This window comes from Pseudomonas sp. BIGb0558 (assembly GCF_024807515.1).
GTDB lineage: Bacteria > Pseudomonadota > Gammaproteobacteria > Pseudomonadales > Pseudomonadaceae > Aquipseudomonas > Aquipseudomonas yamanorum_A.
This window is the reverse complement of the sequence record NZ_JANUEW010000038.1, coordinates 21,964-43,083: the sequence shown is the minus strand read 5'-3', so window position 1 is coordinate 43,083 and position 21,120 is coordinate 21,964. Positions and strand designations below refer to the sequence as shown.

Here is a 21,120-nt window from a genome sequence, read left to right as displayed (position 1 = left end):
AGTTAACTGGCCCCTCACAATACAGGCGAACTGTATCTAGAGAGTATTGCGCCGGAGGAGGATCATTGGCATCAGTTAAACCACTACCTAATCCCGCCACAAGCGGAAGGATGTCATCATGGAACGTACACTCAGTTCCGATCTGTTCTTCGAAGAAAAAGCTGTAAACACCCAGGCTTCCCTGCCTCTGCGCGTTCTCGCCAACCTGATGTTGTGGCAGCGCCGCATCTCCAGCCGCCATCAACTGGCTCGTCTGGATTCGCGTCTGCTGGCTGACGCCGGTATCAGCGAAGCACAACGCTACGAAGAGCTGAGCAAGCCGTTCTGGCGCTAATTAGCGTCCGCTGGCCCTGACCCACCGGGTCCACCGCCAGCACTCAGAATTGATCAAGCAAAACCCGCCCCGGGTAACCGGAGGCGGGTTTTGTTGTTTCTGGGGTTTGGATTTTCAAGAGCAAAAACAATAGGCTTTCATATCGATAGGTACAGTTTAAAAAACATAACAATTAAGCAGTACAATTTAACCCTGATGTATCTGTACCGGTAAAATCTTCCCGCCCAACATGGTGTTCCAGAACCTCATGAAAGGCGCTCGCCATGAAGACCCAAGCCCAGCACCGCCCTCTATTGATACGACTGCTGCGGCGCACGGCCTTGGCACTCGCCCGCTGGGAGCAACGTGCCCGTACACGCAGGTTGCTGGCTCAACTGGACCCGCGGGAATTATCTGACGCTGGCATCAGCCACGGCGACCGAGCAGCCGAGCTATCCAAATCGTTCTGGAGCGAGTAATCACCAGGGAGTGACTATCCGAACGGATAAACGGCAGCTTAATATCCGACTACCACGTGGCGAACCCTGTAGAACGGGCGTCTGATGCCCATGGTCCCGCTGATCAAGTAGCGGCTTTGTGCCGCCTTTATTCGTTCATTTACAGGAGTCACCCATGTCCCGTCTTCGCCTGCTGAGCACCGCAGCCCTGCTGACCCTGGCTGCCAATGCCAACGCCTCAAGCCTGATCGTGACCACGGATTCGATCGTCGGCGCCCTGAAAGCCACCTCCGATGCGACCTCCGATGCCACGTCCTCCCTGCGCGACAACAAAGTTGTACGTGCCGCCCGTGATGATGCTGCCAGCTTTGTCGCCAGCGAAGGCGCGATCCGCGGCGTGAAGCTGGAAAGCGCCTTGGCCCAAATCCGCCAACAAGCTCCACAACTGAATACCGCGACTGACGCTCAACTGGCCCAGGCGATCCTGGCCATCTGACCGCAGACAGGGAAGACGGGAATGCCAGCGCTTGATGGATCCCCAGCGCTGGCTCTCGCCCGGGCATTGCGCTAGCCTTGGCGCTCGCTTCCAGTTGTCGAGTCCCATGGCTTTTTCTTACCGCCTGTTGATCGCTCCCGTCGTGTTTTGCACCTGCTGGTCCACGCAAGCTCCGGCCTTTGACCTGTCCACCCAGAGCCTCGTTGTCAGTGCGTATGCCACCAGCAAAGTGACCTCCGCGCCGTTCGACCATAAACTGATACTGGCCGCCCAGGATGACGCTGCCGCTTTCATTGCCACTGACGGCCAATGGCGGGGAGCCCGGCTGGAATCAGCGCTGGATTACCTGCGGCACCACCAGCCAAAACTTAACGCCAGTGACCTTGAACTGGCTCAAGCAATTCTCGTCCAATAATCATCTTTGTATTTCGGAGTCATTCCATGCGTAGCCCGCTGATCGCCGCTGCTCTCGGCCTGCTGTTGTTGGGCGGTGTTGCCCAGGCACAAACCCTGAAGGCCACCAGTAACATCATTGTCCGTGCCTCGGCCCGTACCATTGATTTCACGTCGGACACCACCACGTCCATCCGCGACTCCAAAGTCGTGCGCGAAGCCCATGACGATGCCGCCAGTTTCGTCGCCAGCAATGGCGAGATTCGCGGCGCCCAACTGGAAGCCGCCTTCGACACCCTGCGAACCCGCGTGCCAGAAGCCCGCGACGCCAGCGACCAGGTCCTCGCCGAAGCTATCCTCGCACTGTGAGGCGAATTGCCGCCTGGCTACTGGCCGGCACTCTGCTGCTCGGCGCCAGCGCGGCTCAGGCCGCCCTGCAACTACGGCTCAAGACTGATGGCTTGAGCCCGGCCCAGCAGCAGTCCAGCCAGGCATTGCTGGATGAGGCGATGCAGGCGTTGCCGCCGCGCTTCATCGAGCAACTGGACCGGACCATCGACGTCGGCTGGACCGACAAGATGCCCGAAAACGCCTACGGCCAGGCTTCACTGGTGTCGGAACTGGACCTCAACAGCAACCTGCTGGAAAGCCTCACCGACGGCAGTGCCGCGACACAAAAGACCAACCGCCCCCATGGCACCGTGCGCCGGGAAATGCTCGCCACCGTGCTGCATGAACTGACCCACATCTACGACCGCGCCCGCTTGTGGTCCAGCGCCGACCGCACGCTGATCCAGCGTTGCAGCCGCCAGAACAACATCACCGGCCTGATCGGCCTGCCCGATCAATGCCGTGGCCAGAACGATCGCCGCTTTACCCTCAGCGATGACCCACGCCTGCTGGACCTTGCCGGCTGGCCGCAATACGTGGGGCGTCGCGGCGAACGCGAACAGAACAACCACCAGGTCGCCCGCAGCCCGGACATCTACGAAACCACCAGCCCGCTGGAATTCGTCGCGGTCAACATGGAGTACTTCCTCCTCGACCCGAGCTACGCCTGCCGCCGGCCTTCGCTGTACCGCTATTACAAGGAACACTTTGGCTGGGCACCACCGGCCAAGGACACCTGCGCCAAAACCTACGCCTTCCTCAATGCCGGCAACGACTTCGCCAAGACCCCACTGGGCCAGGTCGACCCCGAGCGTGTCTACGAAATCGACTACTTGCTGGCCGAGGCCAACCAGAACCTGGTAAGCCGCTGGGGCCATAGCATGTTGCGCCTGGTGATCTGCGCCCCAGGCCGGCCGCGGGGCCCGGACTGCCGGCTGGACCTGGACCAGCACCTGGTTCTGTCCTACCGCGCATTCGTCGGTGACGTACAACTGTCGAGCTGGGACGGCTTGATCGGCAAGTACCCGTCACGGCTGTTCGTGCTGCCGCTGTCACAGGTCATCGACGAGTACACCAAGACCGAACTGCGTGGCCTGGCGTCGGTGCCGCTGAAACTGACACGCCAGGAGATCAACGACACCGTCGAACACGCCGCCGAAATCCACTGGAGCTACGACGGCAATTACTTCTTCATCTCCAACAACTGCGCGGTGGAGAGCCTGAAACTGTTACGCAGCGGCAGCGCCAACCCGCAGCTGACCGGCCTGGACAACATTACGCCCAATGGCCTGCTGGAAGTTCTCAAGGGTAGGGGCCTGGCCGACACCAGCGTGCTGGATGACAAAAAACGCGCACTGCGACTGGGCTATCACTTCGACTCCTTCCGCGAGCGTTATCAGGCGATGTTCGATGTGCTGAAAAAGCGCCTGCCGATCAAACAGGCCGAGGTCGAGGATTGGCTGTCATTGAGTGCCGAAGAACGTCGCCCATGGTTTGCCGAAGCAGACCTGCGCACCAGCGCAGCCTTGCTGCTGCTGGAACAGGCAAGCTTTCGCAAGCAACTGATGCTGGCCCAGGATGAAGTCAAACAACGCTACCTCGGTGCCCGCGAGCTGAAGAACGGCGGCATGGAAAAGGCCAACGCGACCTTGCAGCAGATCCTCGCCAATAGCGGCTTCCTCAGCCGCCCGGCAGAGCTGTTGGGCACCAGCGGTTACGGCCTGCCACAGCCAGCGGAATCACAGCGCCTGGAATCGGAAAGCGCCGCGCGCCAGAAGCAGTTGCAGTCGCTGACCGGCGACCTGGACAAAGAGGTGAGGGCGCTGCTGGAGCCGTCCCGCGCAGCGGAGATTGCCGCGTGTGAAGCCAACCTCAAGCAGCTGGGCGAGCACTTGCGGGCGCTGCACAAGGCCTCCGGCGGGTTCGAGTTGCCCTAGAGCGTTTCCCCATCCTCTTGCGGCAACTGTTCATCCAGGTGCAGCCACGGCAATCGGCTCTCTACCCAGATATGCCGATCTGCCGGGGCCAGCTCCGGGTGATCCAGGGTCGCGATGGTCACATCGATACTCTCGGGACTCAGACGAGTCTCCAACGCCAGGTGCGCCCCACAGTTCGAACAGAAATACCGCACGCACGTCGATGACGATTCGTACTGCGCCGGTGTTCCCGCCATCCACGCAAACGCGGGCCGGGGCAGGGTGATCCAGGTGGTCACCAGCCCACCGCTGACCCGACGACAAATCGAACAGTGGCAGTGGGCAACATCCACCAATGCCCCGCTGAACTGATAACGCACCCGGCCGCAATGGCAGCCTCCCTGGTGTTGCTCATGCATACGCAACCTCCTGCGCCTCTATTTCATATAAGACCGATCGTCACTCAACGTAGCCTGTTTCTTAACCGAAAGCTGGCTGAAAGCTTCCGGGACTAGGATCGCCCACCACTACCGGCAACAGACCGGTTGTTAACAACAACAATGGTGATTCCCGATGTCTGCTCGTACCCGCCTGTTTGCCCCGACTCCACCCGTACGCCTCGTGCCTTTCGTTCTGCGCTGACCCAACCGGTTCGCCATTCCCTAGCCGCGCTACGCCTGGAGTATTCCTATGCTGACTTTCCTTGGCTTTGCCATGGTCATCACGTTCATGTTCCTGATCATGACCAAACGCCTGTCTGCGCTGATCGCCCTGATCATCGTGCCAATCCTGTTCGCGCTGTTCGGCGGCTTTGCGCCGAAGATCGGCCCGATGATGCTCGAAGGCATCACCAAGCTCGCGCCCACCGGCGTGATGCTGATGTTCGCCATCCTCTATTTCGCCTTGATGATCGACTCCGGGCTGTTCGACCCGGCGGTGCGCAAGATCCTCAAGCTGGTCAAGGGCGACCCGCTGAAGGTCTCGGTCGGCACCGCCGTACTGGCCCTGGTGGTCTCGCTGGACGGTGACGGTGCCACCACCTACATGATCTGCGTGGCCGCCATGCTGCCGTTGTACAAACGCATCGGCATGAGCCCACGGATCATGGCCGGCCTGATCATCCTGGCCGGCGGCGTGATGAACATGACGCCATGGGGCGGCCCGACCGCCCGTGCCGCCAGTGCGCTGCATGTAGACCCCTCGGACATTTTCGTACCGATGATCCCGGCGATGCTGGCCGGCGTGGTTGCCATCCTGGTGATTGCCTACATGTACGGCAAGCGCGAACGTGCGCGCCTCGGTGAACTACACCTGCACGGTGACGAAATTGACCACAGCGAAATCAGCGTTTCGCAGTACCCGGACGCCCGCCGTCCGAAGCTGATCTGGTTCAACGGCGCCCTGACGCTGGCCCTGATGTGCACCCTGATCGCCGGCCTGCTGCCGCTGCCCGTGCTGTTCATGGTGGCCTTCAGTATCGCGATGATCGTCAACTACCCGTGCCTGCAAATGCAGAAAGACCGCGTCGCCGCCCACGCCGGCAGCGTATTGGCGGTGGTCGGGTTGATCTTCGCCGCCGGTATCTTCACCGGCATCCTGTCCGGCACCGGCATGGTCGATGCCATGTCCAAGAGCCTGCTGGCGGTCATCCCCGACGCCCTCGGCCCTTACCTGGCCGTGATCACCGCACTGGTGAGCATGCCGTTCACGTTCTTCATGTCCAACGATGCGTTCTACTACGGCGTACTTCCCGTACTGGCCGAGGCCGCCAGCCACTATGGCATCACCGCCGTGGAAATGGCCCGCGCCTCAATCGTTGGCCAGCCCGTGCACTTGTTGAGCCCATTGGTTCCATCGACCTACTTGCTGGTGGCATTGGCGGGTATCGAATTTGGCGATCACCAGCGCTTCACCCTCAAGTGGGCGGTACTGGTGTGCCTGTGCATAATGGTCGCCGCATTGCTGATGGGGATTTTTCCGCTGTTCAGCACTCTATAATCGTACAACCCACCGCGCTGGCTCTTAAGGCTCGCGCGGTCTAACACTCGTTCAAAGGAATACACATGGAATGGCTGACCAATCCGGAAATCTGGATTGCTTTCTTCACCCTGACGGCCCTCGAGATCGTCCTGGGCATCGATAACATCATCATGATTTCGATCCTGGTCAGCCGCATGCCCAAGCACATGCAGGCGCGTACCCGGATCTTCGGCCTGGCCCTGGCCATGGTCACGCGGATCCTGTTGCTGCTGTCGATTACCTGGGTGATGCGCCTCACCGACGATCTGTTCGTGGTGTTCGGCCAAGGCATTTCGGGCCGCGACCTGATCCTGTTCTTCGGTGGCCTGTTCCTGCTGTGGAAAAGCTCCCAGGAGATGTACCACGCGCTGGAAGGTGAAGACGAAACCCACGACGAGCCAAAAGGCGCCGGTGGCAAGTTCATCTACACCATCATCCAGATCGCAATCATCGATATCGTCTTCTCCCTGGACTCGGTGATTACCGCCGTCGGTATGGTTTCCCACGTACCGGTAATGGTGGCCGCAATCATCGTCGCCGTGCTGGTGATGATGCTGGCCGCTGGCACCATCAGCGACTTCATCGACAAACACCCGTCGCTGAAAATGCTGGCGCTGTCGTTCCTGCTGGTGGTGGGTACCGTGCTGATCGCCGAAGCCTTCGACGTTCACGTGCCAAAAGGCTACGTTTACTTCGCCATGGCGTTCTCCCTGGCGGTGGAAGCGGTGAACATCAAGATGCGCACCGCCATCGCGAAAAAGAAGAAACAGCAGGACCCTGTGAAACTGCGCAAGGACATTCCGGGTCAATAAATCTGCGCTGAACACATGTAGGAGCGAGCTTGCTCGCGAAAAACGTCAACGATCACGCGTGCTGTCTGGTTAAACGCGGTGTCCTGGGGTTTTTCGCGAGCAAGCTCGCTCCTACAGTCGTTTTTGTCATCTGCAAAAAACTGATTTCATGACAGTTTTGTTTCAATCCCGACTTTAGCTATGCGATGCTGGCGCAGAGCCCATTCGCCAACTACAGCTTAAGTACAAGACGTAGAACGGCACGCGGCAATTCTTATTTGCTCTTTTTGAGCTAACCCACACGGGGGGCCGAGCATGCTGACCTTGCTCAATCTGCTTTCCGCCGTGACCCTGCTTATCTGGGGCACGCACATCGTCCGTACCGGCATCCTGCGGGTCTACGGTTCCAACTTGCGCCAGGTCATCGGGCAGAACATGTCCAAGCGCTGGCTGGCGTTTATCGCCGGCATCCTGGTAACGGCCATGGTGCAAAGCAGCAACGCCACGGCGATGCTGGTGACCTCGTTTGTCGGTCAGGGCCTGATGGGCCTGATGCCCGCCCTGGCGACCATGCTCGGTGCCGACGTCGGTACTGCGTTGATGGCACGGGTGCTGACCTTTGACCTGTCGTGGCTGTCGCCGCTGCTGATTTTTCTCGGGGTGATTTTCTTCCTGTCGCGTAAACAGACGCGTGCCGGGCAGATGGGCCGTGTCGGGATCGGCCTCGGGCTGATCATCCTGGCGCTGCAATTGATCGTCGAAGCCGCAGGCCCCATTACCCATGCGCAGGGCGTCAAAGTCCTGTTTGCCTCGCTGACCGGCGATATCCTGCTCGACGCCCTGGTCGGCGCACTGTTCGCGATGATTTCCTACTCCAGCCTGGCCGCCGTCCTGCTGACCGCGACCCTGGCCGGTGCCGGCGTGATCGGCCTGCACGTGGCCATCGGCCTGGTGATCGGCGCCAACATCGGCAGCGGCGTGCTGGCCTTCCTCAGCACCAGCATGCAAAACGCCGCCGGCCGCCAGGTGGCCCTGGGCAGCCTGTTGTACAAATTGATCGGCTTGCTGCTGATCATTCCGGTCCTGGACCCCTTGGTCGGGTGGATGGACAATCTGGACTACAGCGCCCAAGGCATGGTGATCACCTTCCACCTGCTCTATAACGTCATCCGTTGCCTGATCCTGCTGCCCACCATCGGCCCAATGTCGCGCTTGTGCGCCTGGCTGCTGCCGGAGCGCGAAGAGGTCAACGGCCTGGCCAAGCCACGCCACCTGGACCTGGCGGCGCTCGCCACGCCAAGCCTGGCACTGGCCAACGCCGCCCGTGAAACCCTGCGCCTGGGCGACCTGATCGACAATATGCTGACCTCGATGCTGGAAGTGCTGCGAGGCAAGCAAACCGCCATCACCCAGGAAATGCGCAGCCTGAGCGACGACGTTGAAGCGCTCTACAGCGCGATCAAACTCTACCTCGCACAAATGCCCCGGGAAGACCTCAGCGAGCAGGACAGCCGACGCTGGGCCGAAATCATCGAGCTGTCGATCAACCTGAAACTGGCCGGCGACCTGATCGAGCGCATGCTGCGCAAGGTCCAACAGCAAAAAACCTCCCAGCGCCGCTCGTTCTCCGAAGTCGGCCTGGAAGAGCTCGCGGGCCTGCAAACCCAGTTGATCGCCAACCTGCGACTGGGCCTGTCGGTATTCCTCAGCGCCGACCCGGAAAGCGCCCGGCAGTTGCTGCGGGAAAAACGTCGCTTTCGCGCCCAGGAGCGTCGCCTGGCCCACGCCCATGTCAGTCGCTTGCAACGTAAAATCGTACAGAGCCTGGAGACCAGTTCCCTGCACCTCGAGCTGATTGCCGACATGAAGCGCCTCAACTCGCTGTTCTGCAGCAGCGCGTATGTGGTGCTGGAAACCACCGATACCGGTGCGCTCTCGGCGGACGATATTGCCGACATCACCCATTCGCCCTGAACGTAAGGTGGCGAGCGAAGTCAGTTAACAAGGACCTCACTCGCCAGGAAGCTTGTTATGCGTCGCCTGCTATTCGCCTGCCTGCTCATGGGCTCGGCACACACCTTTGCCTTTGACCGCCTGCAAGTCGAGGGCTACACACTGCCCAACGGCCTGCAATTGCTGCTCAAACCGGGCACCGAGCGCGGCCACGTGGCCATTCGCCTGGTGGTGGGTGTAGGCCTCGACGACTTCAGTTGCGAAGACAAGGAGCTGCCGCACCTGCTGGAACACCTGTTGTTCAGCGGGATCGACGGTGGCGGCGAAGGTGAGCTGGAAGAGCGCATGCAAGCCCTCGGCGGGGACTGGAACGCCTACACCAGCAACGCCGACACCACCTTCGTCATCGAGGCCCCGGCGCAAAACCAGCGCAAGGTACTCGACCTGCTGCTGGCCATCGTCACCCGCACCGAACTGACCGACGCCAATATCAACGCGGCCAAACAAGTGGTGGAGCGCGAAGACGGCGGCCACTACTCGCACCTGCAACGCCTGTTGGATCGTCAGGACCTCGGCCACAAGGCCAGCAGTCAGTTGGCGGTGGAGCTGGGCCTCAAATGCGCCGAGCGGGCCGATGTCGACCACCTGACCCGCGACCAGCTGGAAAAACTGCGCAAGGCCTGGTACGCCCCCAACAACATGACCCTGATCATCGTCGGCGACCTCGACAAGCTGTTGCCGGCCTACCTCGAGCGCACCTACGGCGCCCTTGATCCGGTTGACCCCACCGAACATCGCGCACTGCCGGACATTCAACACGCTGCCGCCATTCGCCGCGACCTGATCCACGGCTGGGTCGGCGACAACGCCAAGCTGCACTGGTTATTCCCCGAGCCGGTGCTGGACGACCAGTACGATGAAACCTTCGACCTGCTAAAGGATTACCTGGACTGGGCGCTGTATCGCCAACTGCGGCTGCAGCATGGTTTGTCCTACGGCCCGTGGAGCGAACGCGAAGTGCTGGGCGGCGTAGGCTTCATGAGCCTCAACGCCGACCTCGAGCGCGAAGACTTGCCCGAAGCCGAGCATGTGCTGGAAGCCCTCAAGGCCCAACTACTCCAGGACGGCCTCGACCCCGCCACCTTCGCCCGCCTGCAACAAGCCGCAATCGCCCGCCAGGCGTGGGCGGTTCAGGGCAACAGCGCGCTGGCCGACTATTACTGGAGCGCCTCGGGCGACTACGCCAAGGGGCGTTTCAGCGACCCGGCCAAGCGCATCAAGGCCGTCAGCCTGGAGCAAACCAACCAGGCCATGCGCGAGCTGTTCAAGCAGAACGGCTACTGGCGCATCGAGAAACCGCTGTTCAGCTACGACACGCTCAACTGGATCGCCGCCGGAGCGCTAGGGCTGATCACGATTGTGTTGCTCGGCGTGTGGCGTTATCGCAAAGGGATTGCGTAATCAGGCCCCGAGAAAACGGCTAAAACGTTATTCTGTCTGGGATTTTTTCCTACAAAGACTGTGAACTGCCGAATGCCTATCCTGACCCAGACCATCCAGCGCGTCCTCGAACTGATGAAGCGCTACCCAGGGGTGATTGCACTCGGAGGTTTCATCTCGGGTGTGGGCAGCTTCATCCTGGTGGACCGCCAGCAAGGCATGGCCAGCTGGATCGCGATCATCATGCTGGTGAGCTGGTTATGGCTGATGCTGGAAAACAGCTTCACCCAGCTGTTCAGCAAGGTCTTCAAACGGGAAATCCCCGAGCCGCTGCTGCGCTACGCCACGCAGATGATCCACCAGGAAAGCCTGTTTTTTGTGCTGCCGTTCTTTTTTGTCACCACTACCTGGAACAGCGGCCAGTCGATCTTTACCGGCCTGCTGGGTGCGGCGGCGCTGGTCTCGATCACCGACCCGCTGTACTACAAGTGGCTGGCGCCCAAGCGTTCGCTGTTTCTCGCGCTGCACACCCTGACCCTGTTTGCCGCCCTGCTGACCGCGCTGCCGATCATCCTGCACCTGACCACCGCCGAGAGTTACAAGCTGGCCCTCGGTGTGGCAATGCTGCTGTCGATCCCAAGCCTGGCCGTCAGCCTGCCGCTGCGCAGCATCAAGGGTTGGGCGATGCTGTTGGGGGTTACCGCAGCGATTGGTTGCGCCGGCTGGTTCCTGCGCAGTTGGGTGCCGCCCGCGACGCTGTGGATGACCGAAGTGGCCATCAGCACCCAACTGCAGGACCGCACGCCCGGCGATGACCTCAAAGAAGTCAGCGCCGCGCAACTGCGCAGCAGCGGTTTGTATGCCTACACCGCGATCAACGCGCCCCGCGGGCTGGATGAACGGATCTACCATGTGTGGAAATTCAACGGCAAGGAAGTCGACCGTATCGCCCTGGACATTCATGGCGGGCGCAAGGAAGGCTATCGGGCCTGGACCCACAAGCAGAACTTCCCCGCCGACTCGGTGGGACGCTGGCAGGTACGGGTGCTGACCGAAGATGGCCAAGTGATCGGCGTGTTGCGCTTCAAGGTGACTGATCCCGGTCAGGACACCACAACGCCGGACGCGCCAAAGTAGTCAGGATCGTGCTATTACGTAGGAATTCTGGAATAGCCAAACAAGCTCGGAGCTTATGACCAGTAGCACAACGGCCGGTGCCGCCCATCTGGACACGTCCACCCAGCCTCCACTGCTGAGGATTACGGGGGATTGGACGCTTGCCCACTATGCCAACCTGAAGAAGCTGTCGGAAAAGCTCGACGGCCAGTACGACGCTGGCGCACGCATCGACCTTAACGGCCTCGGCGCCCTGGACACGGCCGGCGCCTCGCTGCTGGTGGAATTGCTCGGCCCCGAGCGCATCGAACAGTCCGCCGAACAGACCGACTGCAGCCTCTCGACCGCCGACCGCGCGTTACTGAAAACCGTCTACCGCTCTCTGAACGACTTCTGTGTGCCGGTCAAGGAACCGGAAGAAGCCGCCGGCATCATGTTGCTGGCGCGCATCGGCGGCGCGGTCTACACCGTCTGGCAAGACGGCATGAAACTCCTGGGCTTCATCGGCCTGATCCTCGAGACCTTCGCCCGTGGCGTATTCCGGCCCAAGCGCTGGCGCGTGACGCCGATGGTTGCGCATATCGAACAAACCGGCCTCGACGCGGCGCCCATCGTCGCCCTGCTGACCTTCCTGGTGGGCGCGGTGGTGGCGTTTCTCGGTGCCACGGTGCTGGCCAGCTTTGGCGCGAGCATCTTTACCGTGGACCTGGTGGCGTTCTCCTTCCTGCGGGAATTTGGCGTGTTGCTCACCGCGATCCTGATGGCCGGCCGTACCGCCAGCGCCTTCACCGCGCAAATCGGCTCGATGAAGGCCAACGAAGAAATCGACGCGATCCGCACCCTGGGCCTGGACCCGATGGAGTTGCTCGTGCTGCCCCGGGTACTGGCGTTGCTGGTGGCGCTGCCGATGCTGACATTCCTGGCAATGATCTCGGGGATTATCGGCGGTGGCGTGGTGTGTGCGGTGGCCCTGGATATTTCGCCGGCGATGTTCCTCTCGCTGCTGCAATCGGACATTGGCGTGCAGCACTTCATCGTCGGCATGATCAAGGCGCCGATCTTCGCATTCCTGATCGCCGCCATCGGCTGCCTGGAAGGCTTCAAGGTCAGCGGCAGCGCCGAGTCCGTCGGCGCCCACACCACCTCCAGCGTGGTGCAATCGATTTTCGTGGTGATCGTGCTGGATGCGGTGGCCGCACTGTTCTTCATGGAGATGGGCTGGTGAGTCGCTTACGTCGTGCGCCCACCGAGGCGGTGATTGAAGTCCGTGGCCTGTGCAACCGCTTTGGCCCGCAAAGCGTGCACGAGAACCTCGACCTGGACTTGTACAAGGGCGAGATCCTCGCGGTGGTCGGCGGGTCCGGCAGCGGCAAGTCGGTGCTGCTGCGCAGCATCATTGGCTTGCGCCAGCCGAGCGAAGGGCAGGTGCGGGTGTTCGGGCAGAACCTGCCGAGCTTGTCGGAACACGAACGTTCGATGGTGGAACGGCGCTTCGGCGTGCTGTTCCAGAAGGGCGCGCTGTTCTCCTCGCTGACGGTCACGGAAAACGTCGCCTTGCCGCTGATCGAACATGCCGGCCTCAGCCGTCCCGACGCCGAACACCTGGCGGCGGTAAAACTGGCGTTGGCCGGGTTGCCGCTGTCGGCTGCCGATAAATACCCATCATCACTCTCCGGCGGCATGATCAAGCGCGCAGCCCTGGCCCGTGCCCTGGCGTTGGACCCGGACATCCTGTTTCTCGACGAACCCACCGCCGGCCTCGACCCGATCGGCGCCGCCGCCTTCGATCAACTGATCCTGACCCTGCGCGACGCGTTGGGCCTGAGCGTGTTCCTGGTCACCCACGACCTCGACACGCTGTACACCATCACCGACCGTGTAGCGGTGCTGGCGCAGAAAAAGGTACTGGTGGCGGATGCCATCGATGTCGTCTCGGAAACCGACGACGCCTGGATTCACGAATACTTCCATGGCCCACGGGGCCGCGCGGCATTGGATGCCGCTCAACTGCTCAACGAGGTATGACATGGAAACCCGAGCCCATCATGTGATGATCGGTCTGTTCAGCGTGATCGTCGTGGTCGGTGCCATGCTGTTCGGCCTGTGGCTGGCCAAGTCCAGCGTCGACAGCGCATTCCAGGATTACGAAGTGGTGTTCAACGAGGCCGTCAGCGGTCTGTCCCAGGGCAGCGCGGTGCAATACAGCGGGATCAAGGTGGGCGATGTCACCAGCCTGCGCCTCGACCCGAAAGACCCGCGCCGGGTGCTGGCGCGCATCCGCCTGGCCGGGCAAACGCCGATCAAGGAAGACACCCAGGCCAAGCTGGCCCTGACCGGCATCACTGGCACCTCGATCATCCAGCTCAGCGGCGGCACGCCCCAAAGCCCGGAACTCAAGGGCAAGGACGGCAACTTGCCGGAGATCATTGCGTCGCCATCGCCGATCGCGCGCCTGCTGAACAACAGCAATGACCTGATGACCAGCATCAACCTGCTGCTGCACAACGCCAACCACATGTTCTCCCGGGAGAACGTCGAACGCCTCAGCAATACCCTGGACAACCTGCAACAGACCACCGGCGCCATCGCCGACCAACGCGGCGACATCAAGGTGGTGATGCAGCAATTGATACAGGTGAGCAAACAGGCCAGCGCCACCCTGGAGCAAACCACCGCGCTGATGCGCAACGCCAACGGTTTGCTCAACGACCAGGGTAAGCAGATGTTCGGCAGCGCCGAGGAGGCCATGCAGTCCCTTCAACAAAGCACGGCCACCATCGACACCTTGTTGACCAACAACAAGGACTCCCTGAACAGCGGCATGCAGGGTCTCAACGAACTGGCGCCAGCGGTGCGCGAGCTGCGGGAAACCCTGGGTTCGTTACGCGCGATTTCCCGCCGCCTGGAAGCCAACCCCAGCGGTTACCTGCTGGGCAGCGACAAGAACAAGGAGTTCACGCCATGAAGCGTGCTTACCAAATGATCGCCCCCGTTGCGCTGGCATTGGTCAGTGCGTGCTCGATCCTGCCCAAGGCGGATCCTTCGGACGTGTACCGGTTGCCTTCGGCGCAGACGGCCACGCAAGCCAGCCCTGTGGCCTGGTCGCTGCGCGTGGCCAAGCCGCAGACCAGCGAATTCCTCGACAGCCCACGAATTGCCGTGGTGCCCAACGGCGACTTGATCAGCAGCTACGCGAATTCACGCTGGAGCGATCCGGCCCCGGTGCTGTTGCGTAACCGGTTGCTGGACGGCTTCCAGCGGGATGGAAGGGTGACATTGCTGAGTACCGATGAGACCAACCTGCAAGCGGACTTTGAGCTGGGCGGGCAGTTGCAGGCTTTTCAGAGCGAGTATCGCGGCAGCGCGGTTGAGGTAGTGATACGTCTGGATGCGCGGCTGGTGCGCGGGAGTGATCAGCGGATTATTGCCAGCAAGCGGTTTGAGGTGCGGCAACCGGTGGGGGATACCAAGGTGCCGGCCGTAGTCGCCGGGTTTGGTCAGGCTGGGGATGCGTTGAACAAGCAAGTGGTGGATTGGGTGGTGGGCCTGGGAAGCCGCGCTTTTGTGGCGAGGGAGCTTGCTCCCATTGGGCTGCGTAGCAGCCCCAAAACCAGCCAATAAGCTTCGACTGACACGCCTGCGAAACCTTGCTGGGGCCGCTTCGCGGCCCAACGGGAGCAAGCTCCCTCGCCACAGTTGACCTAGGTTTTAGCCGAAGAACCAGTAGCACACCGCAATCGCTGCCACCACGCCGGCAAACTCCGCCAACAACGCACACCCGACTGCGTGCCGCGCCCGCTGGATGCCCACCGAGCCAAAGTACACCGCCAGCACATAGAACGTGGTCTCGGTACTGCCCTGGATCGTCGCCGCCACCAACGCCGGGAAGCTGTCCACGCCCTGGGTCTGCATCGTCTCAATCAACATCGCCCGCGCCGCACTGCCGGAGAACGGCTTGACCATCGCCGTCGGCAACGCATCGACAAAGCGCGTATCCATGCCGGTCCAGGCCACCACATGGCGAATCCCTTCCAGGCCGAAATCCAGCGCGCCCGACGCCCGCAACACACCCACCGCACACAGCATCGCCACCAGGTACGGCAGCAGGTTCTTGGCCACGTCGAAGCCTTCCTTGGCGCCTTCGACAAACGCCTCGTAGACCTTGACCTTGCGCAGCGCGCCAATCACCAGGAACAACATGATCAGCCCGAACAGCGTCAGGTTGCCGAGGATCGATGACAACCCCGCCAGCGCAGTGGCTGAGAGCGTCGCAAGCAAGGCCATGAAGCCACCCAGTACCAGCGCCCCCGGAATCAGGTACGCCAGCACCACCGGGTCCCACAGCCGCAGGCGTTGCATCACCGCCACCGACAGCAGGCCCACCAGGGTCGAGGCGCTGGTGGCCAACAGGATCGGCAGGAACACCAGCGTCGGGTCGGCCGCCCCTTGCTGGGCGCGGTACATGAAGATCGTCACCGGCAGCAGGGTCAGGGAAGAGGCGTTGAGCACCAGGAACAGGATCTGCGCATTACTGGCGGTGTTGGGGATCGGGTTGAGCTCTTGCAGCGCCTTCATGGCCTTGAGGCCGATGGGCGTAGCGGCGTTGTCGAGACCCAGGCCGTTGGCGGCGAAGTTGAGGGTGATCAAGCCGATGGCCGGGTGGCCGGCGGGCACTTCCGGCATCAGGCGGCGAAACAGTGGGCCCAGCGCCTTGGCCAGCCAGTCGACGATCCCGGCTTTCTCGGCGATGCGCAGGAAGCCCAGCCACAAGGTCAGCGTGCCGAACAGCAGCACCATCACCTCGACCGACAACTTGGCCATGGCGAAGATGCTTTCCACCATCGCCGCAAAGATGCCGGCGTTGCCGCCGATCAGCCATTGCGCCAGTGCAGACACCATCGCCACGATAAAAAAGCCAAGCCACAGGCCATTGAGCATCAGTTGAATCCCCCGAAAGATGGGGCGAATGATAGCGGGGCTGACAGAAACGACAAACCCCGGATTTTCCGGGGTTTGTGTAGGAGGCAGTCCTGGCGATCAGCCGCGACTGGTCTCGCCGGCCGGCAGCACTTGCTTGGTGCGCCAGTGCGGCAGCGAGTTCCAGTAGCGCTCGCCCTTGGAGTCGTCGTACATGCCTTCCCAGCGGGAGATGACCAGTACGGCCAGGGCGTTGCCGATCACGTTCAGTGCGGTACGGGCCATGTCCATGATGCGGTCGACACCGGCGATGAACGCCAGGCCTTCCAGCGGAATGCCCACGCTGCCCAAGGTCGCCAGCAGCACCACGAAGGACACGCCCGGCACACCGGCGATGCCTTTGGAGGTGACCATCAGGGTCAATACCAGCATCAGTTGCTGGCCAATCGACAGGTCGATGCCATACAGCTGGGCGATAAAGATCGCGGCGATGCTCTGGTACAGGGTCGAGCCGTCGAGGTTGAACGAATAACCGGTGGGTACCACGAAGCTGCAGATCGCTTTCGGCGCGCCGTAGGCTTCCATCTTCTCGATCACACGCGGCAGCACGGTTTCGGAACTGGCGGTGGAGTAGGCCAGTACCAGCTCATCCTTGAAGATGCGCATCAGCTTGAGAATCGAGAAGCCAAACAGGCGAGCGATCAAACCCAGTACCGCAAAGGCGAAGAACAGAATCGCCACGTAAACCAGGATCACCAGCTTGGCCAGCGGCAGCAGCGAGGCGAAACCGAAATTGGCGACCGTCACCGCGATCAGCGCAAACACGCCGATTGGGGCGTACTTCATGATCATGTGGGTGACTTTGAACATGCTCTCGGACACGCCCTGGAACATGGTCACCAGGGGTTCGCGCAGTTCAGGCTTGAGGCTCGACAAGCCGAGGCCGAACAACACCGAGAAGAAGATGATCGGCAGCATGTCGCCACGGGCCACGGCGGCGAAGATGTTCGACGGGATCAGGTTGAGGATCGTCTCGATGAACGCATGCTCGTGCTGAACCTCTGCGGCGGTGGCGGTGTATTTGGAGATGTCGACGGTACCCAGGGTACTCATGTCGATACCGGCACCCGGATGGAACAGGTTCGCCAGCAGCAGGCCGACCACAATGGCGATGGTGGTGACCACTTCGAAGTAAAGGATGGTTTTTACGCCGATCCGACCGAGCTTTTTCGCATCCCCAACACCGGCGATTCCGACAATCAGCGACGAAATCACGATCGGGATAACGATCATCTTGATCAGGCGGATAAAGATATCGCCAGCGGGCTGCAACACGTTGCTGATCCACCAGGCCTTTTCGGCACTGAAATGGTTAAGCACCGCACCGATTGCAATCCCCAGCACCAGACCGATGAGGATCTGCCAGGCGAGGCTTAGCTTTGCCTTCTTCATGTCATTACCCTTACTTCAAGTGGACTCAGGCAGATGCGCCAGCAGCTGGAACGCTCGAGAGCGAAAAAGTGGGTGCATCTGCCTCCGTAGAAGGTCACCGCAGTTGGCCGATATGGCTCACTGGCAGGCGAAAAAAGGCGCAACTATTCCGATGCAAGGAGGCGACGTCTAATGCCGTAAACGCCTACCCTATGCCGAATCGGCATGAGTTTTTTTGAGTTTTTCTGTCTGAACGGTCAGTTCGAATACGACATTTCGGCAGGCATAAATGCCGCGAACCGGCCATTTCAGGCTCGCGCAGGGTTTTTTGAAAATCTACGGCCGCGGTCGAAAACCCCTGAAATTTCCTACGCATACCATCGAAAAACTCATCTGGCAGGAGACAAACTTTCTCGATAGATGGTCACGTGGAAACACTAGGAAATGGTTGAGGCGACGCAAAAAGGGAAATTGCCGCTATGAGCGGTATGACAGAAGCGGGCATAAGAGCCGTAAGCCCGTCGCAAGTTCCACAAGCCATCGGCTTGCGAACTTGCGTCGCAGCTTTTCACCTGACCCGGCCCTTGCGCAGGCACTCCCTGTACCCGTAGGTCACGCCGATCCGATCGATCAGAGCAACCCGGCCCCCTGGTCATGCACCGCCCTTGTCGGGCCGTGCAAACAGAAAGAAGCGTGGCGCTCCTTTCTATGGACGATAGGTCGGTAGACGACAGGGTCGTCAGACCGAACCTAGTACCAATTCGGGTCTTTCTTGAGCTGTTCCATCAGCAGCTTTTGCATGCCTTCGTCCGGCTTGCCGAGAAAGCGGTAGTCGGCGTGCCGTGTCGGCGACTTGTCCGACGGCAGGCCCGCTGGCACTTCCACCAACATGGCGTAGGCATCTTCCTTGTCGAAGCTGAAGGCGACGATCAGGCGCTTGTTCAGACACGTGTCTGCGGTTTCACAGAGCGGCCCTACCAAGTACTTGTCACCATCCTCTTCAACGGCGTTCATTTGTTCAGCGCTGCCCGAAAGGTTCATCACCCATTCCGGCAGACGCTCTTCCTTCTTGACCACGCTCTGCCAGGTTTCGCGGTATTGCGGGTCCGCACTCAGCAGTTCGTTGACCCGGGACTGGCCATCATTTGCAGCCAGCGCCAGGCCGCTGCCGCCCAACAACAGGGCGGCAGCCAGGGCTTTAAGGGACGAATTGAACATGCTTAGCCTCGGCCACGACGGCCAAAGAAGAAGGAAGCGATGAACATCACCAGGAAGACCACAAACAGAATTTTTGCGATACCCGTGGCGGTGCCCGCGATACCACCGAAGCCCAGGACTGCAGCCACAATGGCAATGATCAGAAATGTGATTGCCCAACTCAACATGGTGATTCTCCTTACGCTTCTTTTAGGGGTAACAGCGGTAGTGCATGCGGTCGCTCGATTAAAGGACCGTGTCTTGCCTAGAACACCCAGCGCTCCTGAGATGGCAGGTCGCCGAGGGTGGAATCTTGCTCAACCGCCGCCAGTTGCGGGGTTGTCACGTCGGCGGTAGTGCTACCGACCGAACGGAAATGGGTCTGGGTCATCATCGGACGTTCAAAATGCGCGGTGTGCTGCTGACTCTGCTGCCAATGCGCCAATTGCTGACCGCCGATCAAGGTCACCATCAGGGCCAGGCTGGCAAACAGCCCCTGTTGCAGACGCAGTGGCGATACACGCAGTTGGGTGAGGCTTTGGCGAGTCATGCTGTATCTCTCCCGCATTCTGATTATTCGGTGATGAAGCTCGTATGAGGTGTATTGCAGCCTGCGTGCCAGTTTTTTAACAAAATAAAACTCAATAAAATCAATAAGTTAAAAACAAAAGCGCTTTGACACCACGAGCATCCTGCACGATGCCCCTATCCACGCCGTGCGAAATGCACGATGGTCACTGGTCGGATCAGGGGATCGGAAGGCAGCCTTCGACTGCCGAAGTGGCAGGTGGGAGAAAAAACGCCACGAATGGGCGCCTCTGTAAGAAGAATCGCAGATAGCTGCGCGATGACGGCTTTAATCAATCAGAATAAACCATGCAACTTGCCCGATTATTCCGGGACTAAACAACATCATTCATTCTTAAGGAGCGCGGGACAGATGGAATCAGCCAAGGAACTTCAAGGCCGCATTCTTTTAGTGGATGACGAATCCGCGATCCTTCGCACCTTCCGTTATTGCCTGGAAGATGAGGGCTACACCGTAGCCACTGCCAACAGCGCCGCCCAGGCCGATGCCTTGTTGCAACGCCAGGTGTTTGACCTGTGCTTCCTGGACCTGCGACTGGGCGAAGACAACGGCCTCGACGTACTGGCGCAAATGCGCGTCCAGGCACCGTGGATGCGCGTGGTGATCGTCACCGCCCATTCGGCCGTCGACACCGCCGTGGATGCAATCCAGGCGGGCGCCGCCGATTACCTGGTCAAACCCTGCAGCCCCGACCAATTGCGCCTGGCCACGGCCAAGCAGCTGGAAGTGCGTCAGCTCTCTGCGCGCCTGGAAGCCCTAGAAGGCGAAGTGCGCAAGCCCAAGGACGGACTCGACTCCCACAGCCCGGCCATGATGGTGGTGCTGGAAACCGCCCGCCAGGTAGCAGGCACTGACGCCAACATCCTGATTCTCGGCGAGTCCGGCACCGGTAAGGGTGAGCTGGCCCGGGCCATTCACGGCTGGAGCAAGCGTGCGAAGAAATCCTGCGTCACCATCAACTGCCCGTCGCTGACCGCAGAGCTGATGGAAAGCGAACTGTTCGGCCACAGTCGCGGCGCGTTTACCGGCGCCAGCGAAAGCACCCTCGGGCGCGTCAACCAGGCAGACGGCGGTACGCTGTTTCTCGACGAGATCGGCGATTTTCCCCTGACCTTGCAGCCCAAGTTGCTGCGTTTTATTCAGGACAAGGAATACGAGCGCGTCGGCGACCCGGTGACTCGCCGCGCCGATGTGCGAATCCTCGCCGCCACCAACCTGAACCTGGAAGACATGGTGCGCGACGGTCGTTTCCGCGAAGACCTGTTGTACCGCCTGAATGTCATCACTTTGCACCTGCCACCCCTGCGCGAACGCAGCGAAGACATCCTGACCCTGGCGGACCGCTTCCTGGCGCGCTTCGTGAAGGAATATGCGCGGCCCGCACGCGGATTCAGCGATGAAGCCCGTGAGGCGCTGCTCAACTACCGTTGGCCGGGGAACATCCGCGAACTGCGCAACGTGGTGGAGCGCGCCAGCATTATTTGCCCACAGGAAAAGGTCGAGATCAGCCACCTCGGCATGGCCGAGCAGCCGACCAACAATGCCCCGCGTATCGGCGCGGCATTGAGCCTGGATGAATTGGAAAAGGCACATATCGGCGCGGTACTGGCCACCAGTGACACACTGGACCAGGCAGCCCGGACCCTTGGTATTGACGCGTCGACGCTGTACCGCAAACGCAAACAATACAACCTGTGAGCT

At 60.8% G+C, this 21,120-nt stretch carries 22 protein-coding genes; 16 read left to right on the top strand and 6 right to left on the bottom strand.

Features of this window, described 5'->3' with window-relative positions:
* Positions 1-118: 118 nt before the first annotated feature.
* From M2400_RS28110 to M2400_RS28085, 6 genes are all read left to right on the top strand, one after another.
* Positions 119-334, top strand: a complete 216-nt coding sequence (locus tag M2400_RS28110; protein ID WP_003214752.1) for a DUF1127 domain-containing protein — start codon at positions 119-121, stop codon at positions 332-334.
* A 263-nt stretch (positions 335-597) separates the two neighbouring features.
* Complete coding sequence (locus M2400_RS28105; RefSeq protein ID WP_259199820.1) at positions 598-792, top strand: DUF1127 domain-containing protein; 195 nt, start codon at positions 598-600, stop codon at positions 790-792.
* A gap of 154 nt (positions 793-946) precedes the next feature.
* Positions 947-1,267 (top strand): DUF2388 domain-containing protein, encoded by a 321-nt coding sequence (locus M2400_RS28100; protein WP_084042613.1) that lies wholly within the window; start codon positions 947-949, stop codon positions 1,265-1,267.
* Positions 1,268-1,373: 106 nt separating this feature from the next.
* The gene (locus M2400_RS28095; protein WP_177043532.1) at positions 1,374-1,682 is read left to right on the top strand and encodes a DUF2388 domain-containing protein; all 309 of its coding nucleotides are present in this window, start codon (positions 1,374-1,376) and stop codon (positions 1,680-1,682) included.
* A gap of 26 nt (positions 1,683-1,708) precedes the next feature.
* Positions 1,709-2,029: a DUF2388 domain-containing protein gene (locus M2400_RS28090; RefSeq protein WP_177043533.1), complete on the top strand. Its 321-nt coding sequence runs from the start codon at positions 1,709-1,711 to the stop codon at positions 2,027-2,029.
* The gene (locus M2400_RS28085; protein ID WP_259199831.1) at positions 2,026-3,987 is read left to right on the top strand and encodes a DUF4105 domain-containing protein; all 1,962 of its coding nucleotides are present in this window, start codon (positions 2,026-2,028) and stop codon (positions 3,985-3,987) included. The genes M2400_RS28090 and M2400_RS28085 overlap by 4 nt, the downstream gene beginning before the upstream one ends.
* Here M2400_RS28085 and M2400_RS28080 read toward each other — a convergent pair.
* On the bottom strand, positions 3,984-4,385 hold the full coding sequence (locus M2400_RS28080; protein WP_259199836.1) for a GFA family protein: 402 nt from the start codon (positions 4,383-4,385) through the stop codon (positions 3,984-3,986). The genes M2400_RS28085 and M2400_RS28080 overlap by 4 nt on opposite strands.
* Positions 4,386-4,656: 271 nt before the next feature.
* Here M2400_RS28080 and M2400_RS28075 point away from each other — a divergent pair, with 271 nt between their 5' ends.
* The 9 genes from M2400_RS28075 (at position 4,657) to M2400_RS28030 (ending at position 14,906) form a co-directional block, all read left to right on the top strand.
* Complete coding sequence (locus tag M2400_RS28075; protein ID WP_076013340.1) at positions 4,657-5,964, top strand: CitMHS family transporter; 1,308 nt, start codon at positions 4,657-4,659, stop codon at positions 5,962-5,964.
* Between the two features lie 65 nt (positions 5,965-6,029).
* Entirely contained in the window at positions 6,030-6,797 is a 768-nt protein-coding gene (locus M2400_RS28070) for a TerC family protein (RefSeq protein ID WP_003214768.1), read from the top strand.
* A 294-nt stretch (positions 6,798-7,091) separates the two neighbouring features.
* A complete protein-coding gene (locus tag M2400_RS28060) occupies positions 7,092-8,750 on the top strand; it encodes a Na/Pi cotransporter family protein (protein ID WP_003214770.1) in 1,659 nt (552 codons plus the stop codon).
* A gap of 57 nt (positions 8,751-8,807) precedes the next feature.
* Positions 8,808-10,190 carry a pitrilysin family protein gene (locus M2400_RS28055; protein ID WP_259199847.1) on the top strand — a complete coding sequence of 461 codons (1,383 nt, stop codon included), beginning with the start codon at positions 8,808-8,810 and terminating at the stop codon, positions 10,188-10,190.
* A gap of 72 nt (positions 10,191-10,262) precedes the next feature.
* A complete protein-coding gene (locus M2400_RS28050; RefSeq protein ID WP_177079062.1) occupies positions 10,263-11,306 on the top strand; it encodes a DUF5924 family protein in 1,044 nt (347 codons plus the stop codon).
* Between the two features lie 55 nt (positions 11,307-11,361).
* Positions 11,362-12,510 carry an ABC transporter permease gene (locus tag M2400_RS28045; protein WP_259199858.1) on the top strand — a complete coding sequence of 383 codons (1,149 nt, stop codon included), beginning with the start codon at positions 11,362-11,364 and terminating at the stop codon, positions 12,508-12,510.
* A complete protein-coding gene (locus M2400_RS28040; RefSeq protein ID WP_010168669.1) occupies positions 12,507-13,310 on the top strand; it encodes an ABC transporter ATP-binding protein in 804 nt (267 codons plus the stop codon). The genes M2400_RS28045 and M2400_RS28040 overlap by 4 nt, the downstream gene beginning before the upstream one ends.
* Before the next feature lies 1 nt (position 13,311).
* Positions 13,312-14,250, top strand: coding sequence for an MlaD family protein (locus tag M2400_RS28035; RefSeq protein ID WP_259199871.1), 939 nt, complete (start codon positions 13,312-13,314; stop codon positions 14,248-14,250).
* On the top strand, positions 14,247-14,906 hold the full coding sequence (locus M2400_RS28030; protein ID WP_177112274.1) for an ABC-type transport auxiliary lipoprotein family protein: 660 nt from the start codon (positions 14,247-14,249) through the stop codon (positions 14,904-14,906). Before M2400_RS28035 ends, M2400_RS28030 begins: the two co-directional genes overlap by 4 nt.
* Positions 14,907-14,993: 87 nt before the next feature.
* Here M2400_RS28030 and M2400_RS28025 read toward each other — a convergent pair whose 3' ends face one another.
* From M2400_RS28025 to M2400_RS28005, 5 genes are all read right to left on the bottom strand, one after another.
* Positions 14,994-16,223 carry a nucleoside recognition domain-containing protein gene (locus tag M2400_RS28025; protein WP_003214785.1) on the bottom strand — a complete coding sequence of 410 codons (1,230 nt, stop codon included), beginning with the start codon at positions 16,221-16,223 and terminating at the stop codon, positions 14,994-14,996.
* A 99-nt stretch (positions 16,224-16,322) separates the two neighbouring features.
* Positions 16,323-17,654 carry a glutamate/aspartate:proton symporter GltP gene (gltP, locus tag M2400_RS28020; RefSeq protein ID WP_259199891.1) on the bottom strand — a complete coding sequence of 444 codons (1,332 nt, stop codon included), beginning with the start codon at positions 17,652-17,654 and terminating at the stop codon, positions 16,323-16,325.
* A gap of 729 nt (positions 17,655-18,383) precedes the next feature.
* Complete coding sequence (locus tag M2400_RS28015; RefSeq protein WP_177043543.1) at positions 18,384-18,851, bottom strand: inhibitor of vertebrate lysozyme family protein; 468 nt, start codon at positions 18,849-18,851, stop codon at positions 18,384-18,386.
* 2 nt (positions 18,852-18,853) lie between these two features.
* The gene (locus M2400_RS28010; protein ID WP_003170804.1) at positions 18,854-19,018 is read right to left on the bottom strand and encodes a DUF1328 domain-containing protein; all 165 of its coding nucleotides are present in this window, start codon (positions 19,016-19,018) and stop codon (positions 18,854-18,856) included.
* Positions 19,019-19,095: 77 nt separating this feature from the next.
* Positions 19,096-19,380: a hypothetical protein gene (locus M2400_RS28005; RefSeq protein ID WP_259199896.1), complete on the bottom strand. Its 285-nt coding sequence runs from the start codon at positions 19,378-19,380 to the stop codon at positions 19,096-19,098.
* Between the two features lie 390 nt (positions 19,381-19,770).
* On the opposite strand from M2400_RS28005, the gene algB reads away from it, so the two are divergent.
* Positions 19,771-21,117, top strand: a complete 1,347-nt coding sequence (gene algB / locus M2400_RS28000) for a sigma-54-dependent response regulator transcription factor AlgB (protein ID WP_076013329.1) — start codon at positions 19,771-19,773, stop codon at positions 21,115-21,117.
* The last annotated feature ends 3 nt before the right edge of the window (positions 21,118-21,120 follow it).